Annotated in this window: 16 protein-coding genes; 1 reads left to right on the forward strand and 15 read right to left on the reverse strand. The window is 33.3% G+C overall.

Translation table 11 applies throughout. The features are described from left to right. Positions 1-21: 21 nt before the first annotated feature. The 7 genes from dinB to gatC form a co-directional block, all read right to left on the reverse strand. The gene (dinB, locus tag KA900_RS08070) at positions 22-1,092 is read right to left on the reverse strand and encodes a DNA polymerase IV (protein WP_115342078.1); all 1,071 of its coding nucleotides are present in this window, start codon (positions 1,090-1,092) and stop codon (positions 22-24) included. 199 nt (positions 1,093-1,291) lie between these two features. Next, positions 1,292-1,846, reverse strand: coding sequence for a DUF3267 domain-containing protein (locus tag KA900_RS08075; RefSeq protein ID WP_096808910.1), 555 nt, complete (start codon positions 1,844-1,846; stop codon positions 1,292-1,294). A gap of 202 nt (positions 1,847-2,048) precedes the next feature. Beyond that, the gene (gene rlmD, locus KA900_RS08080) at positions 2,049-3,410 is read right to left on the reverse strand and encodes a 23S rRNA (uracil(1939)-C(5))-methyltransferase RlmD (RefSeq protein ID WP_107644091.1); all 1,362 of its coding nucleotides are present in this window, start codon (positions 3,408-3,410) and stop codon (positions 2,049-2,051) included. Positions 3,411-3,548: 138 nt separating this feature from the next. Next, complete coding sequence (locus KA900_RS08085; protein WP_115342077.1) at positions 3,549-4,466, reverse strand: diacylglycerol kinase; 918 nt, start codon at positions 4,464-4,466, stop codon at positions 3,549-3,551. 199 nt (positions 4,467-4,665) lie between these two features. Further along, positions 4,666-6,093, reverse strand: a complete 1,428-nt coding sequence (gene gatB, locus KA900_RS08090) for an Asp-tRNA(Asn)/Glu-tRNA(Gln) amidotransferase subunit GatB (protein ID WP_096808904.1) — start codon at positions 6,091-6,093, stop codon at positions 4,666-4,668. Between the two features lie 12 nt (positions 6,094-6,105). Beyond that, positions 6,106-7,563: an Asp-tRNA(Asn)/Glu-tRNA(Gln) amidotransferase subunit GatA gene (gene gatA, locus KA900_RS08095; protein WP_210139424.1), complete on the reverse strand. Its 1,458-nt coding sequence runs from the start codon at positions 7,561-7,563 to the stop codon at positions 6,106-6,108. A 1-nt stretch (position 7,564) separates the two neighbouring features. Next, complete coding sequence (gene gatC, locus KA900_RS08100; protein ID WP_096808899.1) at positions 7,565-7,867, reverse strand: Asp-tRNA(Asn)/Glu-tRNA(Gln) amidotransferase subunit GatC; 303 nt, start codon at positions 7,865-7,867, stop codon at positions 7,565-7,567. 384 nt (positions 7,868-8,251) lie between these two features. Between gatC and putP the strand changes: the two genes are divergently transcribed. Then, positions 8,252-9,787 (forward strand): sodium/proline symporter PutP, encoded by a 1,536-nt coding sequence (putP, locus tag KA900_RS08105; RefSeq protein ID WP_210139425.1) that lies wholly within the window; start codon positions 8,252-8,254, stop codon positions 9,785-9,787. Positions 9,788-9,878: 91 nt separating this feature from the next. On the opposite strand, the gene KA900_RS08110 is transcribed toward putP, so the two are convergent. The 8 genes from KA900_RS08110 to KA900_RS08145 form a co-directional block, all read right to left on the reverse strand. After that, entirely contained in the window at positions 9,879-11,090 is a 1,212-nt protein-coding gene (locus KA900_RS08110) for a CamS family sex pheromone protein (RefSeq protein ID WP_096808896.1), read from the reverse strand. A 12-nt stretch (positions 11,091-11,102) separates the two neighbouring features. Beyond that, entirely contained in the window at positions 11,103-13,106 is a 2,004-nt protein-coding gene (ligA, locus tag KA900_RS08115) for an NAD-dependent DNA ligase LigA (protein ID WP_115342076.1), read from the reverse strand. 3 nt (positions 13,107-13,109) lie between these two features. Further along, positions 13,110-15,314, reverse strand: coding sequence for a DNA helicase PcrA (gene pcrA, locus KA900_RS08120; protein WP_115342075.1), 2,205 nt, complete (start codon positions 15,312-15,314; stop codon positions 13,110-13,112). Beyond that, positions 15,311-16,003 (reverse strand): heptaprenylglyceryl phosphate synthase, encoded by a 693-nt coding sequence (gene pcrB, locus KA900_RS08125; RefSeq protein WP_103372600.1) that lies wholly within the window; start codon positions 16,001-16,003, stop codon positions 15,311-15,313. Before pcrB ends, pcrA begins: the two co-directional genes overlap by 4 nt. 301 nt (positions 16,004-16,304) lie before the next feature. Continuing rightward, on the reverse strand, positions 16,305-16,607 hold the full coding sequence (locus tag KA900_RS08130; protein WP_019469593.1) for a YerC/YecD family TrpR-related protein: 303 nt from the start codon (positions 16,605-16,607) through the stop codon (positions 16,305-16,307). Between the two features lie 85 nt (positions 16,608-16,692). Continuing rightward, on the reverse strand, positions 16,693-17,988 hold the full coding sequence (gene purB, locus KA900_RS08135) for an adenylosuccinate lyase (protein WP_096808889.1): 1,296 nt from the start codon (positions 17,986-17,988) through the stop codon (positions 16,693-16,695). Positions 17,989-18,334: 346 nt separating this feature from the next. After that, the gene (locus KA900_RS08140; RefSeq protein ID WP_210139426.1) at positions 18,335-18,520 is read right to left on the reverse strand and encodes an NETI motif-containing protein; all 186 of its coding nucleotides are present in this window, start codon (positions 18,518-18,520) and stop codon (positions 18,335-18,337) included. After that, positions 18,517-19,095: a DUF2179 domain-containing protein gene (locus KA900_RS08145; protein ID WP_096808887.1), complete on the reverse strand. Its 579-nt coding sequence runs from the start codon at positions 19,093-19,095 to the stop codon at positions 18,517-18,519. The genes KA900_RS08140 and KA900_RS08145 overlap by 4 nt, the downstream gene beginning before the upstream one ends. Positions 19,096-19,151 lie beyond the last annotated feature (56 nt).

A 19,151-nucleotide genomic window follows, 5' to 3' on the forward strand; every position in this document is an offset into this window, starting at 1 on the left:
TGTCTGTTAGTGGCGCTTTAGTTAAATGTAATCATAAATCGTCATATTCTCATATGTTGCTTTTTCTAGATTGCCTACTGTGACTCCCACCAATCGAATAGGTGTTTCCGATTCTTTTAATTCTGTATACAAACTATAGGCAATATTATATATGTCTGTCTCATTTTTAACTGGGTCTCTTAAACTTCTTTGCTTAGACAGTGTTTCAAACTTAAAGGTCTTTATTTTAACTGTTACGGTTTTTCCAGATTTTTGAATTCTAGCTAACCGCTCAGCTGTTTTACCACATAACTCCCATATTTTTTGGAGAATTTGTTCGTCATCGTTCATGTCAGTAGCAAATGTTCGTTCTGTTCCAACTGATTTTCTAATTCTTGTGGGTTTAACTTCGTTATAATCTATACCTCTTGCTTTATTGTATAATCCATGACCACGCTTGCCAAATAAACGGATTAACTCTCGCTCACTTTGATTATACAAATCTTGTCCATTATAAATTTGATGTTCATGCATTTTTTCTTTCGAAGCTTTACCAACCCCTGGAAAATCGCCAATATCTAATCCCATTAATATTTCATGAACATTTTTATAATCGATAACAGTGAGACCATTGGGTTTGTTCATACCACTTGCTAATTTAGCTAAAAATTTATTATATGATACACCCGCTGAAGAAGTTAATTGTGTTGCTTCGTAAATATCTCTTCGAATATATTGAGCAATTGTAGAAGCAGGTAAATCTGGCCGTACAAGATGTGTTATATCTAAATAAGCTTCATCGAGTGATAAAGGTTCAACCTCTTCTGTATAGCTCTTAAAAATGTTCATTATCGTATTTGACGCTGTTTTGTATGCTTCAAACCGAGGTGATACGTAAAAACCATCAGGACATAATTTATGTGCTTGCGCTGTGGGCATTGCAGAGTGAACACCATATTTTCGAGCTTCATATGATGCTGTTGATACAACGCCTCTCCCACTTGCTTTTCCACCAACGATGACTGGTTTACCTTTTAATTTAGGATTATCTCTGATTTCCACTTGAGCAAAAAAATAATCCATATCAATATGAATGATTCTTCTTTCTGACAATGCACACACCTCCCTTGTAACATCTTAAATTAATATCATTGGTATTTATCTTACATTCTTAATAATTTCCTTACATAAAATATGCTCATTAAAATGAACACAATTAAAAAAAGAGTTAGCTATCACGATGTAAATACGATATCTGTTTAAACATTGATTACGTATTTACCAGTAATACTAACTCAAATTAATTTACATTCTACGATTTGGTATCAGTTTGTAACTGATTAGAGGGATTTTGGGTAAAATATATGATGCCATCTTCTGTATCTTCAATATATTGAACATTAGCATTTAAAACTCCGGATAATAAATATATATCCCTAACACAGTATCCAATATGGAAACTTGCAATAAAAATAATAGATGAATAAGTAGCAACAGAAAATAGGGTAAATAAAATTAACGTAATAATTAATAAAGGTGCTAACATAATCATGCTATATTGCCATTTTTTAAAATACACTTGAGGCATATGTGACTTTATTAAACCATATTTAATGCGATAAGTAGGCTTTTGTCCTTTTGACAACAAACGAAACATCAGATTATGAACCAATTCATGTAATAAATAAATAACAGTAAATCCTAATATACCATAAATTAAATTAAATAAGATATTTTGCTCTATTACTGAAGCAAATAAATAAGCAAATTTATACGATAACAATATGCTGATCATTACTACTGTAAATTGAAATAATAAGAAGCCTTCTAATAACTTTTTATTAGAAAACAAATCAATTTTAAACATTAGTCACCCTCCAAGCGCTTCGCTATTACCTAGAGTATACAACGATTTAACCCACTATGAAAGAGGAATGCTAGAAAGTAAGTTACTTGTAATTGAATTTTAACAAACCTTCTTACTTTGCAATACTCTGCAATATTGAGCAAACAATAAATTAATTAACTTTACACAATGTATTGCAAGAAATGCAACACATAATCATTTGTTAAATATGTTCAAATTGAGCAACAGTTTCAACATGTGTTGTATGTGGAAACATATCAACTGGTGTAATTTGTGTTAACTTATATTGTTTTGCTAAATGTTGTGCATCCCGTTGTTGTGTTGACGGGTTGCAAGAGATATAGACGATTTTTCTTGGATTTAATTCTAAAAGTGTTTCCAAAAAGGTATCGTCACAGCCTTTTCTAGGTGGGTCAACCATCACTACATCTGGTTTAATTCCTTGTGCTTTCCATTTTAAAATAACTTCTTCTGCCTTTCCACAGACAAAAGTAGTATTTTCATATTGGTTTATGGTCGCATTTTGTTTTGCATCTTCAATGGCTTCTGAAACGACTTCTACGCCATAAACATGCTTGGCTTGTGGCGCCATATATAACCCAATCGTACCAATGCCACAATACGTATCAAGTACGATATCTTCACCATTCAACTCTGCGTATTCTATTGCGCGTTGATATAATTTTTCAGTTTGTATCGAGTTAATTTGGTAGAAAGATTGATCACTTATTTTGAAAGTAACGTCTGATAAAGTATCATGAATTGCATCTTTACCATATAAAGTATAAGATTCTGATCCCATTATTACGTTGGAATGTGTATTATTAATATTGTGTTTAATACTTGTGATATAAGGAAACGCATCAACCATTTTTTGGACAAGTAAATCGCTCTGTTTAAATTTTTTTCCGTTTGTCACAAAAATCACCATTAATTCTCTTGAATAGTGCCCAGTTCTTACTACAACATGTCTCATAAGCCCTTGCTTTTTATGTTCGTTATAAACACTTATATTTAATTCATTAAACCAAGCTTTTATTTGATTCATCACTTGTTGATGCAGTTGATCTTGAATTAAGCATTCATCCATATCTATAATGTCATGACTTCTCTGTCTATAAAAACCGGAAATTATTTTTCCTTCTTGGTTTTTACCTACGGGCACTTGAGTTTTATTACGGTAATACCAGGGGTGCTCCATTCCCACAGTGTCGTGGATGATTGTATCTTTAAAGCCGGCTTTCCTATGGAACAAATTAATCACTTGTTCTTTTTTCATATTTAATTGCGCTTGGTATGTCATGTGTTGTAATTGACAACCCCCGCATTTGTAATAGTATACACATGGTGGTTCAACACGATCGCTGCTTGGCTCTTTTATTTCTATTAATTTTCCAATGGCAAAATTCTTTTTAACTTTGATTACCTTAAATGTAATTATTTCATTTATTAACGCGTTAGGTACAAAAATAGGATAACGATCTAATTTAACAACACCGTGTCCTTCATGTGTTAAATCAACCACTTTTCCCTCTAATCTTTCATTTTTTTGTAATGTTTTCATCTTGTCACTCCACATAAAAGAGGTTAGGATACTTTGTGTCATTACCTAACCTCGTAGTTTATTATTAATTTTTTGACTATTTATTTTAACTTAAAAGCAAGAAATAATTCAAGTTTGCTTTTATGTGTTTCGTAAATCTTATTGTTCTACTAATTCTTCGTTTTTCATATCACTAGGTGTATATACTTTAATATGTTGTTTTAAATTCAAGAAATTACCTGGTAATTTACCCCCATATTCACCGTCTACATTCAATTGCATATCTATAAATGATGATATATTGATTGATTTCGCTTTTTTATAGTGTACTTTAGGATGCTTGATGTGCTCACCTCGTGAAGCAAGTGTCATAATATGACCTAATTCAGCTAAATTAGCTTTTTCAACTATAATTAAAGTAAAATACCCATCATCTAATTTAGCATCAGGCACTAATTTTTCAAATCCTGCCATAGAATTGGTCAAACCTAAAAGAAACAACAAGGCTTCTCCTTGAAAAACTTCACCATCATATTCAATACGAATATCAACAGCTTTCATTTGTGGTAACATTTCAAACCCTTTTATATAGTAAGCAAATGGACCAACGATGGATTTTAACCTACTTGGTGTTTCATAGGAGACCTGTGTTAATTGCCCTCCAGCGGCTAAATTAATAAAATATCTACTATTCATTTTCCCAATATCCACACGTGTTGAATGACCTTCTATAATCACATCAATTGCACTCATGATATCATTTGGTAAATGTAAAGCACGACCAAAATCATTTACAGTGCCCATTGGAATTATCCCTATATTAGGCCTATTCGGATATTCAGCTATACCATTGATGACTTCATTTAATGTACCATCACCACCTGCGGCTATTAGAACATCATAATTTTGTGTTAAACAGCGTCTAGCTTCTGTTGTCGCATCACCAATTTTTTCAGTTGCGTAGGCACTTGTTTCAAAACCGGCCTTTTCTAATTTGATTAATACATCTGGCAATGTACGCTTAAATAATTCTTTACCAGATGTTGGGTTATAAATGATTCTAGCTCGTTTTCTCATATTTTATCCCTCAACTTTTTATACTCAGTTTCTATATTAAATGATTTAGTTAAATGATAAAAGTAATTAGGCTATTTTTTAAAAGAAAATATAGCATCCTACTCAATAATAAAGAACCTGTAGATAGCATTGCTCTACAGGTTCTTTCAAAATTAGATTTTCAAATTTTAAATCTCGAAATTATAGATTAATCATTTGATTATCTTTTGTCTAATTCTTGTTTTAACAATTGGTTAACTAGTTGTGGATTAGCTTGGCCTTTGGATGCCTTCATAATTTGACCAACTAAGAAGCCCATTGCTTTACCTTTACCGTTTTGGTAATCTTCTACTGATTGTGGATTGTTATCTAATGCTTCGTTAACAAATTTAAGTAGTGTTGCTTCATCAGAAATTTGGACGAGGCCTTTATCTTCCATAATTTGTTTTGCGTCGCCGCCATTTTCAGCTAATTCTGGGAATACTTTTTTAGCAATTTTACTACTCATTGTACCGTCTTCGATTAATTGAATCATACCAGCCAAGTTTTGTGGTGTTAATTTTGTATCTAATAATTCAATTTGATGTTTATTTAAATATTCATTAACGCCGCCCATTAGCCAATTTGATGTTAATTTCACATCTGCACCTTCGGCTACTGCACCTTCGAAGAAGTCGGACATTTCTTTTGTTAATGTTAACACGTGTGCATCATATGCTGGTAATCCAAATTGATTCACATATTTTTCTTTTCTTTCATCAGGTAATTCAGGGATTGTTTGACGTACACGCTCTTTCCATGCTTCATCTACGTACAATGGTACAATATCCGGCTCAGGGAAATAACGATAGTCATCTGATCCTTCTTTAACACGCATTAAAATTGTTTTACCTGTTGATTCATCAAAACGTCTCGTTTCTTGGAGGATTTCTCCACCATTTAACAGTTCTTCTTCTTGACGTTTTTCTTCGTATTCTAAACCTTTACGCACGTACGTAAATGAGTTTAAGTTTTTAAGTTCTGCTTTGGTACCGAATGCTTCTTGGCCATATGGACGTAAGGAAATGTTAGCATCACAACGTAATGATCCTTCTTCCATTTTACAGTCAGAAACGCCAGTATATTGAATAATTGAACGTAGTTTTTCTAAATATGCATATGCTTCTTGTGGTGAACGGATGTCTGGCTCAGAAACAATCTCAATTAATGGTGTGCCTTGTCTATTTAAATCAACTAAAGAGTAACCATCTTTATGTGTTGACTTACCAGCATCTTCTTCCATGTGTAAACGCGTAATACCGATACGTTTTGTTTCACCATCTACTTCAATATCGATATAACCATTTTCGCCTATAGGTTGGTCAAATTGTGAAATTTGGTAGGCTTTAGGATTATCTGGATAAAAATAGTTTTTACGATCAAATTTTGATTCTGTTGCAATATCCATATTTAATGCCATTGATGCTCTCATAGCCCAATCAACAGCGCGTCTATTGACTACTGGTAACACACCAGGATAAGCCAAATCAATTACGTTTGTATTTGAGTTAGGTTTTGCCCCAAAATGAGCTGGTGATGGAGAAAACATTTTTGATTCTGTTTTTAACTCAACATGGACCTCTAGTCCAATAACTGTTTCAAAATGCATGATTTCCACTCCTTATAATTTTTCATATTCATTATGCAAATTAAATTTCGTTTCATATTGGTAAGCGATACGATATAACGTTTTCTCATCAAATGGTTTACCGATAAATTGTAAACCAATTGGACGCCCATTCGCTTTTCCACAAGGAACAGAGATACCTGGCAAACCAGCTAAGTTGACTGGTGTTGTTAGTAAATCATTCGCATACATTGTAAGTGGATCATCAATTTCTTCACCTAAATTAAATGCAGCTGTTGGTGTCGTCGGTCCTACTACAACATCATAATTTTCAAAAATACGATTAAAATCATTTTTAATTAAAGTTCTAACTTTTTGTGATTTTTTATAGAAAGCATCATAATATCCAGAACTTAAAGCAAATGTACCTAAGAAAATACGGCGTTTAACTTCTTCGCCAAACCCTTCACTTCTCGACATTTTATATAATTCTTCAAGTGATTTTGCTTCTGGTGAATGATAACCATATCTAATACCATCGAAACGAGATAAGTTTGATGATGCTTCAGATGATGCAATTACGTAATAAGAAGGGATACCATATTTCGTATTAGGCAGTGATACTTCCTCTACTGTAGCTCCTAATTCACTTAATGTTTCAACTGCTTTTTTCACTGATGCTTTTACTTCTTCAGAAACGCCCTCTCCTATATATTCTTTTGGTAAGGCTACTTTAAGACCTTGAATGTCTTTACCGATTTCTGAAGTGAAATCAGCATCTTCGATTGGTGCGCTTGTAGAATCATTTTCATCCACACCTGTGATTGCTTCTAACACTAAAGCATTGTCTTTAACGTTACGTGTCAATGGTCCGATTTGATCTAATGAAGATGCGAATGCTACCAATCCAAAACGAGATACACGGCCATAAGTTGGTTTTAAACCAACAACGCCACAGTATGCTGCTGGTTGGCGTATTGATCCACCAGTGTCTGTGCCTAAACTAAATGGTACTAATCCTGCTGCTACTGCTGCTGCAGAACCACCAGATGACCCACCAGGCACAGCGCTATGATCAAATGGGTTTACAGTTTTTTTGAAATAAGAAGTTTCTGTAGAACCACCCATTGCAAACTCATCCATGTTTAGTTTTCCAATTAAAATCGCTTGTTCATTGTGTAATTTATTCATAACTGTAGATTCATAAATTGGTACAAAGCCTTCAAGCATCTTACTAGCGCAAGTTGTTTCTACGCCGTCAGTAATAATATTATCTTTAATTCCCATAGGAATACCAAATAGTTTTCCTTCCATTTGGTCTTTAGCTTGTAATTCATCTAATTCTTGTGCTTTTTTAATAGCATTTTCTTTATCTAATGCAAGAAATGATTTGATTGATGGATCAGTTTCTTCGATAGCATCATAGATATCGTTCACTACTTGTGAAGGTTTAATTTCTTTATTTTTTATTAGTTTAATTAAATTTTCCACAGATTCATAACGGATGGTCATCTTAAGCGTCCTCCTCATTCATGATAGATGGTACTTTAAATTGTCCATCTTCCGTCTCTTTAGCATTTTTTAATGCAAGCTCTTGAGGAATGCCCTCGATTGCTTCGTCTTCTCTTAACACGTTTTGTAAATCTAATACGTGATAAGTTGGCTCAATAGCACTAGTATCTGCTGTATCTATTTGATTAGCAAAATTTAAAATACTTTCTAATGTATCTTGCATTTCTGTTGTTTCTTCTTCAGTAATTTGAAGTTTAGCTAAATTAGCAATATGCTCTACTTCTTCACGTGTAACCTTAGCCATTAAATAAAAGCCTCCTTGTTTACTCATTCATTATAAAATTGTATCAAAATTTCGTTCAAAAATCTAAACTTTTCAACAATATCAACAAATAACCTCGTTTTATTTTAAAATCTTTGAGGAGGTTGCTTCACATTAAGTAACTTAAATAATGAATATCATACGCGTCACTTTTATATGATTAGATTAAACGTCGTCATTGCATAATAAATCATACACTTTTATAAAACTTGAAATCATGTTTTCAATAAATGTAAGGCTTTATTTTAGATTTCATATGTTATTTTTGTAATTTTCTGAAAATTTTTCTACTCTATTTATAAATTCCATTGTATAATCATTCATGTAACACAATTTAATATGACGGAATAAGGGAGTTGAGCAATTATGTTGATTCTAGGCACATCGTTAGCCAATCAAGTTCATGCAACTTGGCAAACGTATATTATGATTATTGTCTACTTTATCATTTTACTATTTATTGGTTATTACGGTTATAAACAGGCGACAGGTAATTTAAGTGAATTTATGCTCGGAGGCAGAAGTATAGGTCCCTATGTTACTGCGCTTTCGGCGGGTGCATCAGATATGAGTGGATGGATGATTATGGGACTTCCAGGTTCTGTTTATAGTACAGGATTATCCGCTATGTGGATTACCATAGGCTTGTCACTAGGTGCTTATGTTAACTATTTTGTAGTTGCGCCGCGACTTCGTGTTTATACTGAAATTGCTGGAGACGCCATTACACTACCAGATTTCTTTAAAAATCGGCTCAATGACCGTAAAAATTATCTAAAAATTATTTCAGGTCTCATTATCGTTGTCTTTTTCACTTTATACACACATTCTGGCTTCGTTTCTGGAGGAAAGTTATTTGAAAGTGCCTTTGGTTTAAATTATCATTGGGGACTTGTTATTGTTGCCGCTATAGTTATTTTTTACACATTTTTTGGCGGTTATTTAGCTGTTTCAATTACTGATTTCTTCCAAGGTGTTATCATGCTAATCGCAATGGTTATGGTCCCTATCGTAGCGCTTATCAAACTTAATGGTTTAGATACCTTTAGCGAAGTTGCCACTATGAGACCTACTAATATGGACTTGTTTAAAGGAACAACATTTTTAGGTATCGTTTCATTATTTGCTTGGGGATTAGGCTATTTCGGACAACCTCATATTATTGTTCGATTTATGTCTATTAAGACACATAAACTTTTACCAAAAGCTAGACGCTTAGGGATAAGTTGGATGGTGGTTGGCTTATTAGGAGCAGTAGCAGTTGGTTTAACTGGTATTGCATTTGTTCCTCAATATAATATAAAAATGCAAGATCCTGAAACGTTATTTATTATTATGAGCCAAATATTATTCCACCCACTTGTTGGAGGGTTTTTATTAGCAGCTATCTTGGCAGCAATTATGAGCACAATTTCATCACAATTATTAGTTACTTCTAGTTCTTTAACGGAAGATTTTTATAAACTTATCCGAGGCGAAGATAAAGCTAAAACACACGAAAAAGAATTCGTCCTGGTTGGCAGATTATCCGTTTTGTTAGTAGCTATTATTGCAATCTGGATTGCTTGGTCACCAAATGATACGATATTAAACCTTGTTGGCAATGCTTGGGCTGGGTTCGGAGCTGCATTTAGTCCTTTAGTTATACTTTCACTTTACTGGAAAGGCTTATCCCACATCGGTGCATTAAGCGGTATGGTTACAGGTGCTTTAGTTGTTATTATTTGGATTGCATGGATTAAACCGTTAGCTTCATTTAATGAAATATTTGGCATGTATGAAATCATTCCTGGTTTTTTAGCCAGTGTCATTGTCACTTATGTAGTAAGTAAATTCACGAAAAAGCCCGGCCTTTTTGTCGAACGTGATTTAAATAAAGTAAAACAAATTGTTAAAGAATAAGTTTTCAAATAATATCGTTTCATAATTAAGAAGCCACACAATGTAATCATGAAAAGTATTACAAAGTGTGGCTTTAATTGTTTGTCACATATTAATTATTATTTTTATAAATGTGAACCTGTGGCTCTTTATCATCTTTAGATTTACTTATTAAAGCTTTGGCTTTATTACCATCTTTAATGTGGATTTCATATTCGCCTATATCATCAAAGTATTTTTCAGCTTGTTCAGTTATATATTGTGTGATACCAATTGTTTCTGCTTCGCCATAATAATCAATAGGTACATCGACCGTTAATTGTTTTGCTTTTTTATTATCAAATTTAACTGTACCCACTGCTTGCGTAAAGTTATTAAAATATGTCTGTAAATCATCATTAAATTGTTTGAAATTATTGTTTAGATTTTCATCAACTTTACCCGCTTCTTCAGAAGGTAGTAACGCCGTTTGTTGGTTAATATCCTTCCATTCATTAATACGCGTTTTGCCATCTTCAACCGTAGTACCCGCTATAAATTCCCCAGGGACAATTGAATTTTCCCCAGATTGCTTATAGATTGCAAAATGGATAGGTATCTCTTTTAATTCTTTATGTTCTCTGAGTCTAGAAAGAATTTCTCCTGCCATTTGCTTGCCTTGCTTTTTAATTTCTTTGTCATCTAAATCTTTACTATACGTTTCGCCATCTTTTTCTTTTTGGTAATAATATGTACTATTCATAGCTAATCCGATAGTCATACCCTTGATATTTTTACCTTTCGTATCTCCACTCGCATAAAAATCTTGCTCTAAAATATTAGAAAGATATGCTGGTGTGTTTTCAGCAATTTTTTCTGGATCGGTTTCCCCTTTATGCGATGGGTTAAGACCTAAATTTTCGTTTGCTTTCTTTTCTTTACGTTCATCTTCGTCCATAGCATCTACTTCAGATTTAGTATATTTAGGGCTCAAATAAGCATTAATTGTGTCTTTATCTAAATATTGACCGTCTTGGTACAAGTAATCATCAGTAGGAAAGACTTCTTTACTTAATTCTAAAAGACCGTGTTCAAAATCTTCACCATTATAACTATTTGCCATATTATCTTGTAACAAACCACGTGCTTGGCTCTCTTTAAACGGTAAAATCGTTCTATAATTATTGCCTTGTACATTTTTATCAGTAGCAATTTCCTTTACAGAGCCAGACTCTTCTTGTTGTTTATTATCATTTGACTGTTCTTTATTGTTCTCATCATTATCGTTACCACATGCTGATAATACAAAAATTGCTGAAATAAATAATATAATCGTTCTTTTCATGCATTATCTCCTCTATCCCTCTATTTCATTTTGTTTTTTGACAAAGTCATCTTCTGTCCACACTTCTGTTCCAAATTGCTCAGCTTTCATAAGTTTAGAACCAGCATCTTCACCAGCAATCACTAAATCTGTTTTTTTTGTAACACTATTTGTAACTTTAGCACCGTGAAGTTCTAACCACTTGGAAGCTTCATTTCGAGTCATTTGATATAACTTACCGGTTAAAACAATTGTCTTATTACTAAATTCTGGATGTCCAGCTAAATCACTTGTTTTAATACCTTTATAAGTCATATTAACATTTTTTTCTTTGAGTTTATTGATAAGCGCACGAATGTCTTCATTTTCTAAATATGTCACTAACGATTGAGCTAATTTGTGACCCACATCATATATTTCAATTAACGAGTCTTCTGTAACATCAAATAAAGTATCCATCGTGCCATATTTTTCAGCAATAACTTGACTTGCTTTCACGCCTAAATGTCTTATACCTAAACCAAATAGTAAATGTTCTAATGAATTCGACTTAGCTTTTTCGATAGCATTTAATAAGTTGTCTACCTTTTTTTCACCCATTCTCTCTAATGGTAGCAAATCATCTTTAGTTAAGTAAAATATATCTGCAACATCTTTAATCTTATGATTTTCATAAAGTTGCTGAATAATTTTAGTACCTAAACCATCGATATTCATTGCTTGACGAGAAACAAAATGAATCATGCCTTCTACAAGCTGTGCTTGGCATTTTGGATTAATACATCTCAGTGCTACTTCGCCTTCAATTCTAACAAGTTCATGGTCACAGCTAGGACAATGCGTTGGCATATGATAAACTTCAGCGTTTTGAGGTCTGCGATCTAATACGCTTTTAATGACTTCCGGTATAATATCTCCTGCTTTTTTAATAATTACACTGTCACCAATTCGAATATCTTTTTCGTGTATCAAATCTTCGTTATGTAAAGAAGCTCTAGACACAGTTGTGCCTGCAACCTTTACAGGCTCAAGTATTGCTGTTGGTGTAACAACACCTGTTCTACCAATACTCAATTCAATATCTAATAAGTCTGTGATAACTTCTTCTGCTGGAAACTTATATGCGATTGCCCAACGAGGAGATTTTTGTGTGTATCCTAATTCATCTTGTTGCTCTAAATCATTGACTTTAATAACGATGCCATCAATATCGTATTGCAGTCCTTCACGCGCTTCTGTCCACTTCTCAATATACTCTAAAACTTCTTCAATTGTTTGAAGCCGCTCACGCTCTTGATTTGTCTTGAAACCCAATTCGTCTAATTCATCTAAAGCATCACTTTGTGTATTGGCATTAAACTGTGTAAAATCATTCACACTATATAAGAAAACACTTAATTTCCGTTTTGCTGCAAGTTTAGAATCTAATTGTCTAAGCGATCCAGCGGCAGCATTCCTAGGGTTGGCAAAGGGTTGTTCATCATTTTGAGCTTTAGCTTCATTTAAATCAAAGAAAGATTTTCTAGGCATATACGCTTCACCGCGAACTTCGAACGTTCTAGGTTCATTTATTTTCAAAGGAATCGCATGTATCGTTCTTAAATTTTCAGTAATATCTTCACCTGTTATACCATCCCCGCGTGTTAAACCTTGAACAAATCGTCCATTTTCATATTTAAGAGAAACCGCTAAACCATCAATTTTTAATTCACACATATACTCGATTTTACCAATTTGTTCACGTACACGTTGATCAAATTTTCTCAAATCTTCTTCATTAAACGCGTTGCCTAAACTAAGCATTGGTGTATCATGATTCACTTTTTCAAAAGTTGATTGTGCTGCACCACCCACTCTCACAGTAGGTGAATCCACTGTTTGATATTCTGGATGGTTTGTTTCAATTTCAATCAACTCGTGCAATAATTTATCGTATTCACTATCTGGTACAGAGGGATTATCTTGTACGTAGTATTCATAGCTATATTGATTTAATAATTGATGCAATTCATTAACACGTGATTGTATGTCAGCCACATTTTATTCCCCTTTCTTTTCGATAGGTGCAAACTGAGCAAGCAGACGCTTTGGTCCTTCTGATTTAAATATAATATCTAACTCTACAGAGCCATTTTTTTCATTTACATTACTTACCATACCTTCACCCCAAGATTTATGGATAACTTTATCACCGACATGCCAATTCGTATTTTGTTGTGATTGCTTAGAAGATGCAACACGTTTACTATGACTTCTTTTTTCAGGTTGTTTGGTTGCTGATTTAAAGTGATTGTTTTGTGTTTTAACTGCCGCTTTATTTTCATTTTCCAATAAATCTTCAGGTATTTCTTGTAAGAATCTTGAAGCCATATTAGATTGTGGTCTGCCAAAAAGCATTCTTGAAGTAGCATGCGTTAAATATAATGTTTGTTCTGCACGGGTAATCGCTACATAGCAGATTCTTCTTTCTTCCTGCATTTCATGATCATCATCGCTTTTTATCGCTCTGATATGAGGGAATAACGACTCTTCCATCCCCATAATAAACACGATTGGGAATTCTAATCCTTTGGCTGAGTGCATTGTCATCAATGTTATGCCATCTTCTATTTGCGCTTCGTCTATATCAGCAACTAAAGATAAATCGGTTAAGAAATTAATCAATGACTGTTCTTCTAGTGGTGTATTTTCTTCATAGTCTTTGGGAACCGACATAAATTCATCTATATTTTCTAGTCTACTTCTTGATTCTAGTGTTTTCTCACGTTCTAACATATCTCGATAACCTGATTTAACTAATACTTCTTCAACAATTTCAGTAATCTCTAAAAACTCTTGTTGTTTAATCAAATTTTGAATCGTGTCATAAAAAGTTATACATTCTTGTGTTACCTTTTTAGATAAACCGATAAAATCTACTTCTGCTAAAGCGTCAAACATACTAATATCATTTTGATTCGCATAAGCTTGAATTTTATCTACTGAAGATGGACCAATACCACGTTTAGGTACATTAATTACACGACGCAAGCTAATATCATCATTACTATTAGCTATTATTCTCAAATAGCTTAATAAATCTTTAATTTCTTTACGATCGTAGAATTTTTGACCACCGACCATCGTATAAGGCATATTAGACTTCATAAATGTTTCTTCAAGCACACGTGATTGGGCATTTGTACGATACAAAATTGCCATATCCTTAAACTTTTTGCCGTTGCGTTGATGTTTCATAATTTCTTTTACTACATATTCTGCTTCATCTCTCTCAGTCGTAGCTTCGTAGTAATGGATTTTATCTCCAGATGTGTTGCCAGTCCACAACCCTTTAGGTTTACGCTCTGAGTTATTTTTGATTACTTCATTTGCTGCATTTAATATATTTTTAGTTGATCGGTAATTTTGTTCTAAAAATATCGTTTTTGCTTCAGGATAATCTTCTTCAAAGGACAGTATATTTTGAATATCTGCGCCACGCCATCCATAGATAGATTGATCAGAATCTCCTACTACACATAAATTTTTAAATTTAGCTGCCAAAAGATTTACTAGCGTATACTGTGCTTTATTTGTATCTTGATACTCATCTACGTGTATGTATTGAAATTTATTTTGATAATATTCTAATACATCAGGTACACGTTCAAACAAACGAATTGTAACCATTATTAAATCATCAAAATCCAAAGCTTCGTTTCTTGATAATTGTCGTTGGTAACCTTTATAAACGGTAGCGACCATTTGTTCATGATATGTCTCAGCTTCTTTTTGTGCGTCTTCCGGTGTTTTTAATTCATTTTTCAAATTACTTATAGCGCCAATAAACATTCTCGGCTCAAATTTTTTGCTATCTATATTTTCTTGCTTTAAAACGTCTTTAATAACTGATTTTTGATCAGTAGGGTCAATAATTGTAAAATTACGTTCAATACCAATTCTATCTGCGTCTCTTCTAAGAATTCTTACACACATTGAGTGGAAAGTTGACATCCAAATAACTTGCGCAGGCTCACCCACTAAAGATTCAACACGCGCTTTCATTTCTTTTGCTGCTTTGTTTGTAAAAGTAATCGCTAGAACATTATAGGGAGACACGTCTTTTTCATCAAGCAAGTAAGCTATACGATGGGTCAAGACACGTGTTTTGCCTGAACCAGCACCTGCCATAATAAGAAGTGGCCCTTCTGTAGTTCGTACCGCTAGGCTTTGTTCATCATTCATCTGATTTACTAATGCATTCATTTATGTGACTCCTTTACCTTAACTGTTTTTAGTGCTTTTTTAATATCTTTGTAAACAATATCACCAACGATAATCGTATCAGCAATTGAAGCCATTTCTTCCGCTTCTTCTTGGTTACTAATACCCCCACCATAAAACAACTGGGTATCAGTCAACATGCTTGCTGCTGTTTTAACTTTTTCGCTTTCTCCATATGTACCACTATACTCAAGATACATAACTGGTAATTTATACATTGCATTAATCATTTGAGCGTATGCTTCAATATCGTCCTCTGTTAAATTAGTGTTAGCCTGTGTAAGCTGAGCAACTTTACTGTCTGGGTTCATTACAACGTAGCCTTCAAAAACAACTTCATCAAAATCAATCATGTGACCAAATGATTTTAATGCGTCTAAAAGTATGCCATTATGATATTTTACGTTTGCGCTGTTTAGCACAGTTGGTACAAAATAAAAATCAAATCCTGGCATCACACTTTCTACATTTGAAATTTCTAGAGCTAAAGGTAGTGGATACCTTCTTACTCTACTCATTAATTGAATAACATTATCTTCAGTAACACCGTCTGTCCCACCTATAATAATTGCATCGGTTTTAGACATACAAATAGCGTCTAAATCATTATCAGATATGGATTTGGCAGGATCTAATTTGAAAATATGTTTCCATTTTTTAATGTCATACATGATATGTTACTCCTTTTTTTAGCATACATAAGATTATATCATTTTTAATCAGCGAGTTCTAAAATGATGTAAGAAAATATAGTGTATTTTAACAAGTTGTATTAACGTATTATTTTCATCACTACGCCTTATATACATTTTAATAAACTATATATAAAATAAACGTCTTTGTATCTATTTTATCAATACACTTTAAATTAACAACAGAAAAAAGCTGCCAACAAAGTGAGTTACTTTGCCAACAGCTTTTCAAATGAAATGATGTAAATTACACGCTATGCTACGATTATTGAGTTATGAATTAATCGGTCGTTTCAATATTCATGCGATCTAGAATCATTGTGTACGCATCATTTCCCCATTGTAAAGATCTTTTAACACGGGAAATTGTTGCGGTTGAAGCCCCAGACTCTTGCTCAATTGTCGCATAAGTATAACCTTGTTTAATCATTTTTGCGACTTGTAATCGTTGTGATAATGACTGAATTTCATTCACTGTACATAAATCGTCAAAGAATTGATAACATTCTTCTCTATTTTCTAATGTAAGAATAGCATCAAATAATTCATCTAATGCTTTTCCTCGTAATTTTTCTATTTGCATCAAAAACAACCCCTGTACTTTCAATTTAATCTCAGTTCAACGTACTAATACATTAAAGTGTAACCATTTCATTTGAAAATTTCAATCATTCTAAACCTGCACGGCTAAAAATAGTGTCTACTTGATTTAAATGATGTTTAGGATTAAAACATTCATCTAATTCCTCAGAGCTTAATAACTCAGTAATGGATGAGTCATTTTCAATCAATGTTCTAAATGGTGTTTTAGTTTCCCAAGATGTCATCGCTTTTGGCTGTACTTTATCATAAGCTACTTCGCGTGCTAACCCTTTATTGATTAAGGCTAATAATACACGCTGCGAATAGATAAGGCCGTATGTTTTATCAATATTTGTTAACATATTGTCTTCAAACACAGTAAGTCTTTCTACAATATTTGTAAATCTGTTTAATCCATAATCTAACGCTATCGTAACATCTGGCAACATGATGCGTTCTGCTGATGAATGAGAAATATCTCTTTCATGCCATAATGCTACATTTTCGTATGCAGTGGTTACATATCCTCTGATAACACGTGCGATGCCTGTAATATTTTCTGAACCAATTGGGTTACGTTTATGAGGCATCGCTGATGAACCTTTTTGTCCTTTGGCAAATGCTTCTTCTACTTCTCGTGTTTCAGTTTTTTGTAAATTACGTATTTCTACCGCGAATTTTTCCATAGAAGTGCTGATTAAGGCTAATGTAGCAATATAGTATGCATGGCGGTCTCGTTGTAATGTTTGTGTTGAAACTGGCGCCGCATCTAAACCTAAATGTTCACAGACATATGCTTCGATTTCTGGTGGGATATTTGCAAACGTTCCTACTGCACCACTCATTTTACCTACTTCGATTTCTTCTCTGACGCGTTTGAAGCGCTCTAAATTACGTTTCATTTCTGTATACCATAAAGCCATTTTTACACCAAATGTCGTCGGTTCAGCGTGTACGCCATGTGTGCGTCCCATCATTAATGTATATTTATAGTCTTTGGCTTTTTGCGCTAATACTTCAATAAATCTTTCTAAATCTTTTTCAATAATATCGTTCGCTTGTTTAATTACATAACTTAACGCAGTGTCAACTACGTCTGTTGACGTTAAACCATAGTGAACCCACTTACGTTCTTCCCCTAATGTTTCAGATACTTGTCTTGTAAATGCAACGACATCATGACGTGTTTCTTCTTCAATTTCTTTTGCACGGTTAACGTCAACCTTCGCATTTTGGCGAATTTTTTTTACATCTTCAGCAGGTATATCACCTAATTTACTCCAAGCTTCACACGCTAGTATTTCTACCTCTAACCATGCTTCATAACGATTTTGATCCGTCCATATATTAGACATTTCTTCTCTAGAATAACGTTCTATCATTGAAATAAGCTCCTATCTTACGTAAGTTTTAGTGCACAAACTCCAAAACATGTACATTTAACAATATTTTACGATTTAAGTTCGTGTTTGTTCTTTTCACTATTAGTTTAACAGAATTAGCTTTAAATGTATAAGCCTTTTCTTCCTTCTTTAAGAAATTTTAACATGTTTCATAAAAATAATGGATAGGATTAAAATCCATTTTCATTAAAATGCATTATCTTGTCTTCCTTATATTGTCTGGGATTAATAAACTTAATTTAAAGGGCTTTCAAATAAGCTATGCACTATTCATAGCATATTTAAGGCTGGAACATATATTGATGTCCCAGCCTCCTTCAAGCATTTATTCTTGCAATTTTCCAACAAATTGAATTTCCTGTCTATATACTTCATAAGTACCATTTTTATTTTCTTTGTAAATTGGTTTTTCTAAGCGCTTAACAGGCATATAACCAGCGTCTCGCATACGTTTTAAACAATCTTGAATAGTTTCGTTTTCGCCAACCTTGAATTTTTGTTGTTTCTTCATATACTTTCCACTTTATCTGGATCATATTGTTTGAGTTTTTTACTTCGAACGCCTTTAACCCAGAAACCACCGTGGATTGTTCTTGGCTCGTATGCGATAATAAAGGCTTTTTCGTCTATTTGCTTGATTGTTTCAATCAGTTTTAATTCAAAACGTCTCGGGGTTAAAATTTGCAAAATTAACCTTGCGCCATCTCGGCCATATGCAGTATTGTGCGTGACACCATAACCTAAATCTCTCAATTGTTTTGGTAAATCTAACTCATGTTCAGAAGATGTTACATTAACTACTGTATAGCCCAGTGCTAATTTTTCTTCAATTTTCATTCCTACTATGATACCAATTGAGAACCCAAAAGCATATGCAAAGACATTCTGAATTTGGTCTAAACTAGACATAACCATACCTAAACCAATAACATATACTAAGACTTCTAGGAAACTTACTACTGCTGCAACATAGCGATAACCTTTAAGTGTTAATATCGTTCTCATTGTTAAGCATGTCACATATGCAACATTAATAATAAAAATTGCTAAAACCATTAACCATGGATTAGATGTTATCACTGACATGTCCATTTTCCTTTCTGTCACATTAAATTCAAATTATTTTATCAGTAAGTTACTAT

This window comes from Staphylococcus sp. GDY8P120P, assembly GCF_017892065.1.
Lineage (GTDB): Bacteria > Bacillota > Bacilli > Staphylococcales > Staphylococcaceae > Staphylococcus > Staphylococcus nepalensis.

What these genes read in the sequence shown, in the direction of transcription:
- pcrB (WP_103372600.1), bottom strand. Translation starts at nt 16,003, where the DNA reads ATGTATGACATTAAAAAATGGAAACATATTTTCAAATTAGATCCTGCC.
- gatB (WP_096808904.1), bottom strand. Translation starts at nt 6,093, where the DNA reads ATGCATTTTGAAACAGTTATTGGACTAGAGGTCCATGTTGAGTTAAAA.
- KA900_RS08075 (WP_096808910.1), bottom strand. Translation starts at nt 1,846, where the DNA reads ATGTTTAAAATTGATTTGTTTTCTAATAAAAAGTTATTAGAAGGCTTC.
- putP (WP_210139425.1), top strand. Translation starts at nt 8,252, where the DNA reads ATGTTGATTCTAGGCACATCGTTAGCCAATCAAGTTCATGCAACTTGG.
- gatA (WP_210139424.1), bottom strand. Translation starts at nt 7,563, where the DNA reads ATGACCATCCGTTATGAATCTGTGGAAAATTTAATTAAACTAATAAAA.
- rlmD (WP_107644091.1), bottom strand. Translation starts at nt 3,410, where the DNA reads ATGAAAACATTACAAAAAAATGAAAGATTAGAGGGAAAAGTGGTTGAT.
- purB (WP_096808889.1), bottom strand. Translation starts at nt 17,988, where the DNA reads ATGATAGAACGTTATTCTAGAGAAGAAATGTCTAATATATGGACGGAT.
- KA900_RS08085 (WP_115342077.1), bottom strand. Translation starts at nt 4,466, where the DNA reads ATGAGAAAACGAGCTAGAATCATTTATAACCCAACATCTGGTAAAGAA.
- KA900_RS08110 (WP_096808896.1), bottom strand. Translation starts at nt 11,090, where the DNA reads ATGAAAAGAACGATTATATTATTTATTTCAGCAATTTTTGTATTATCA.
- KA900_RS08130 (WP_019469593.1), bottom strand. Translation starts at nt 16,607, where the DNA reads ATGCAAATAGAAAAATTACGAGGAAAAGCATTAGATGAATTATTTGAT.
- pcrA (WP_115342075.1), bottom strand. Translation starts at nt 15,314, where the DNA reads ATGAATGCATTAGTAAATCAGATGAATGATGAACAAAGCCTAGCGGTA.
- gatC (WP_096808899.1), bottom strand. Translation starts at nt 7,867, where the DNA reads ATGGCTAAGGTTACACGTGAAGAAGTAGAGCATATTGCTAATTTAGCT.
- KA900_RS08145 (WP_096808887.1), bottom strand. Translation starts at nt 19,095, where the DNA reads ATGTCAGTGATAACATCTAATCCATGGTTAATGGTTTTAGCAATTTTT.
- KA900_RS08140 (WP_210139426.1), bottom strand. Translation starts at nt 18,520, where the DNA reads ATGAAGAAACAACAAAAATTCAAGGTTGGCGAAAACGAAACTATTCAA.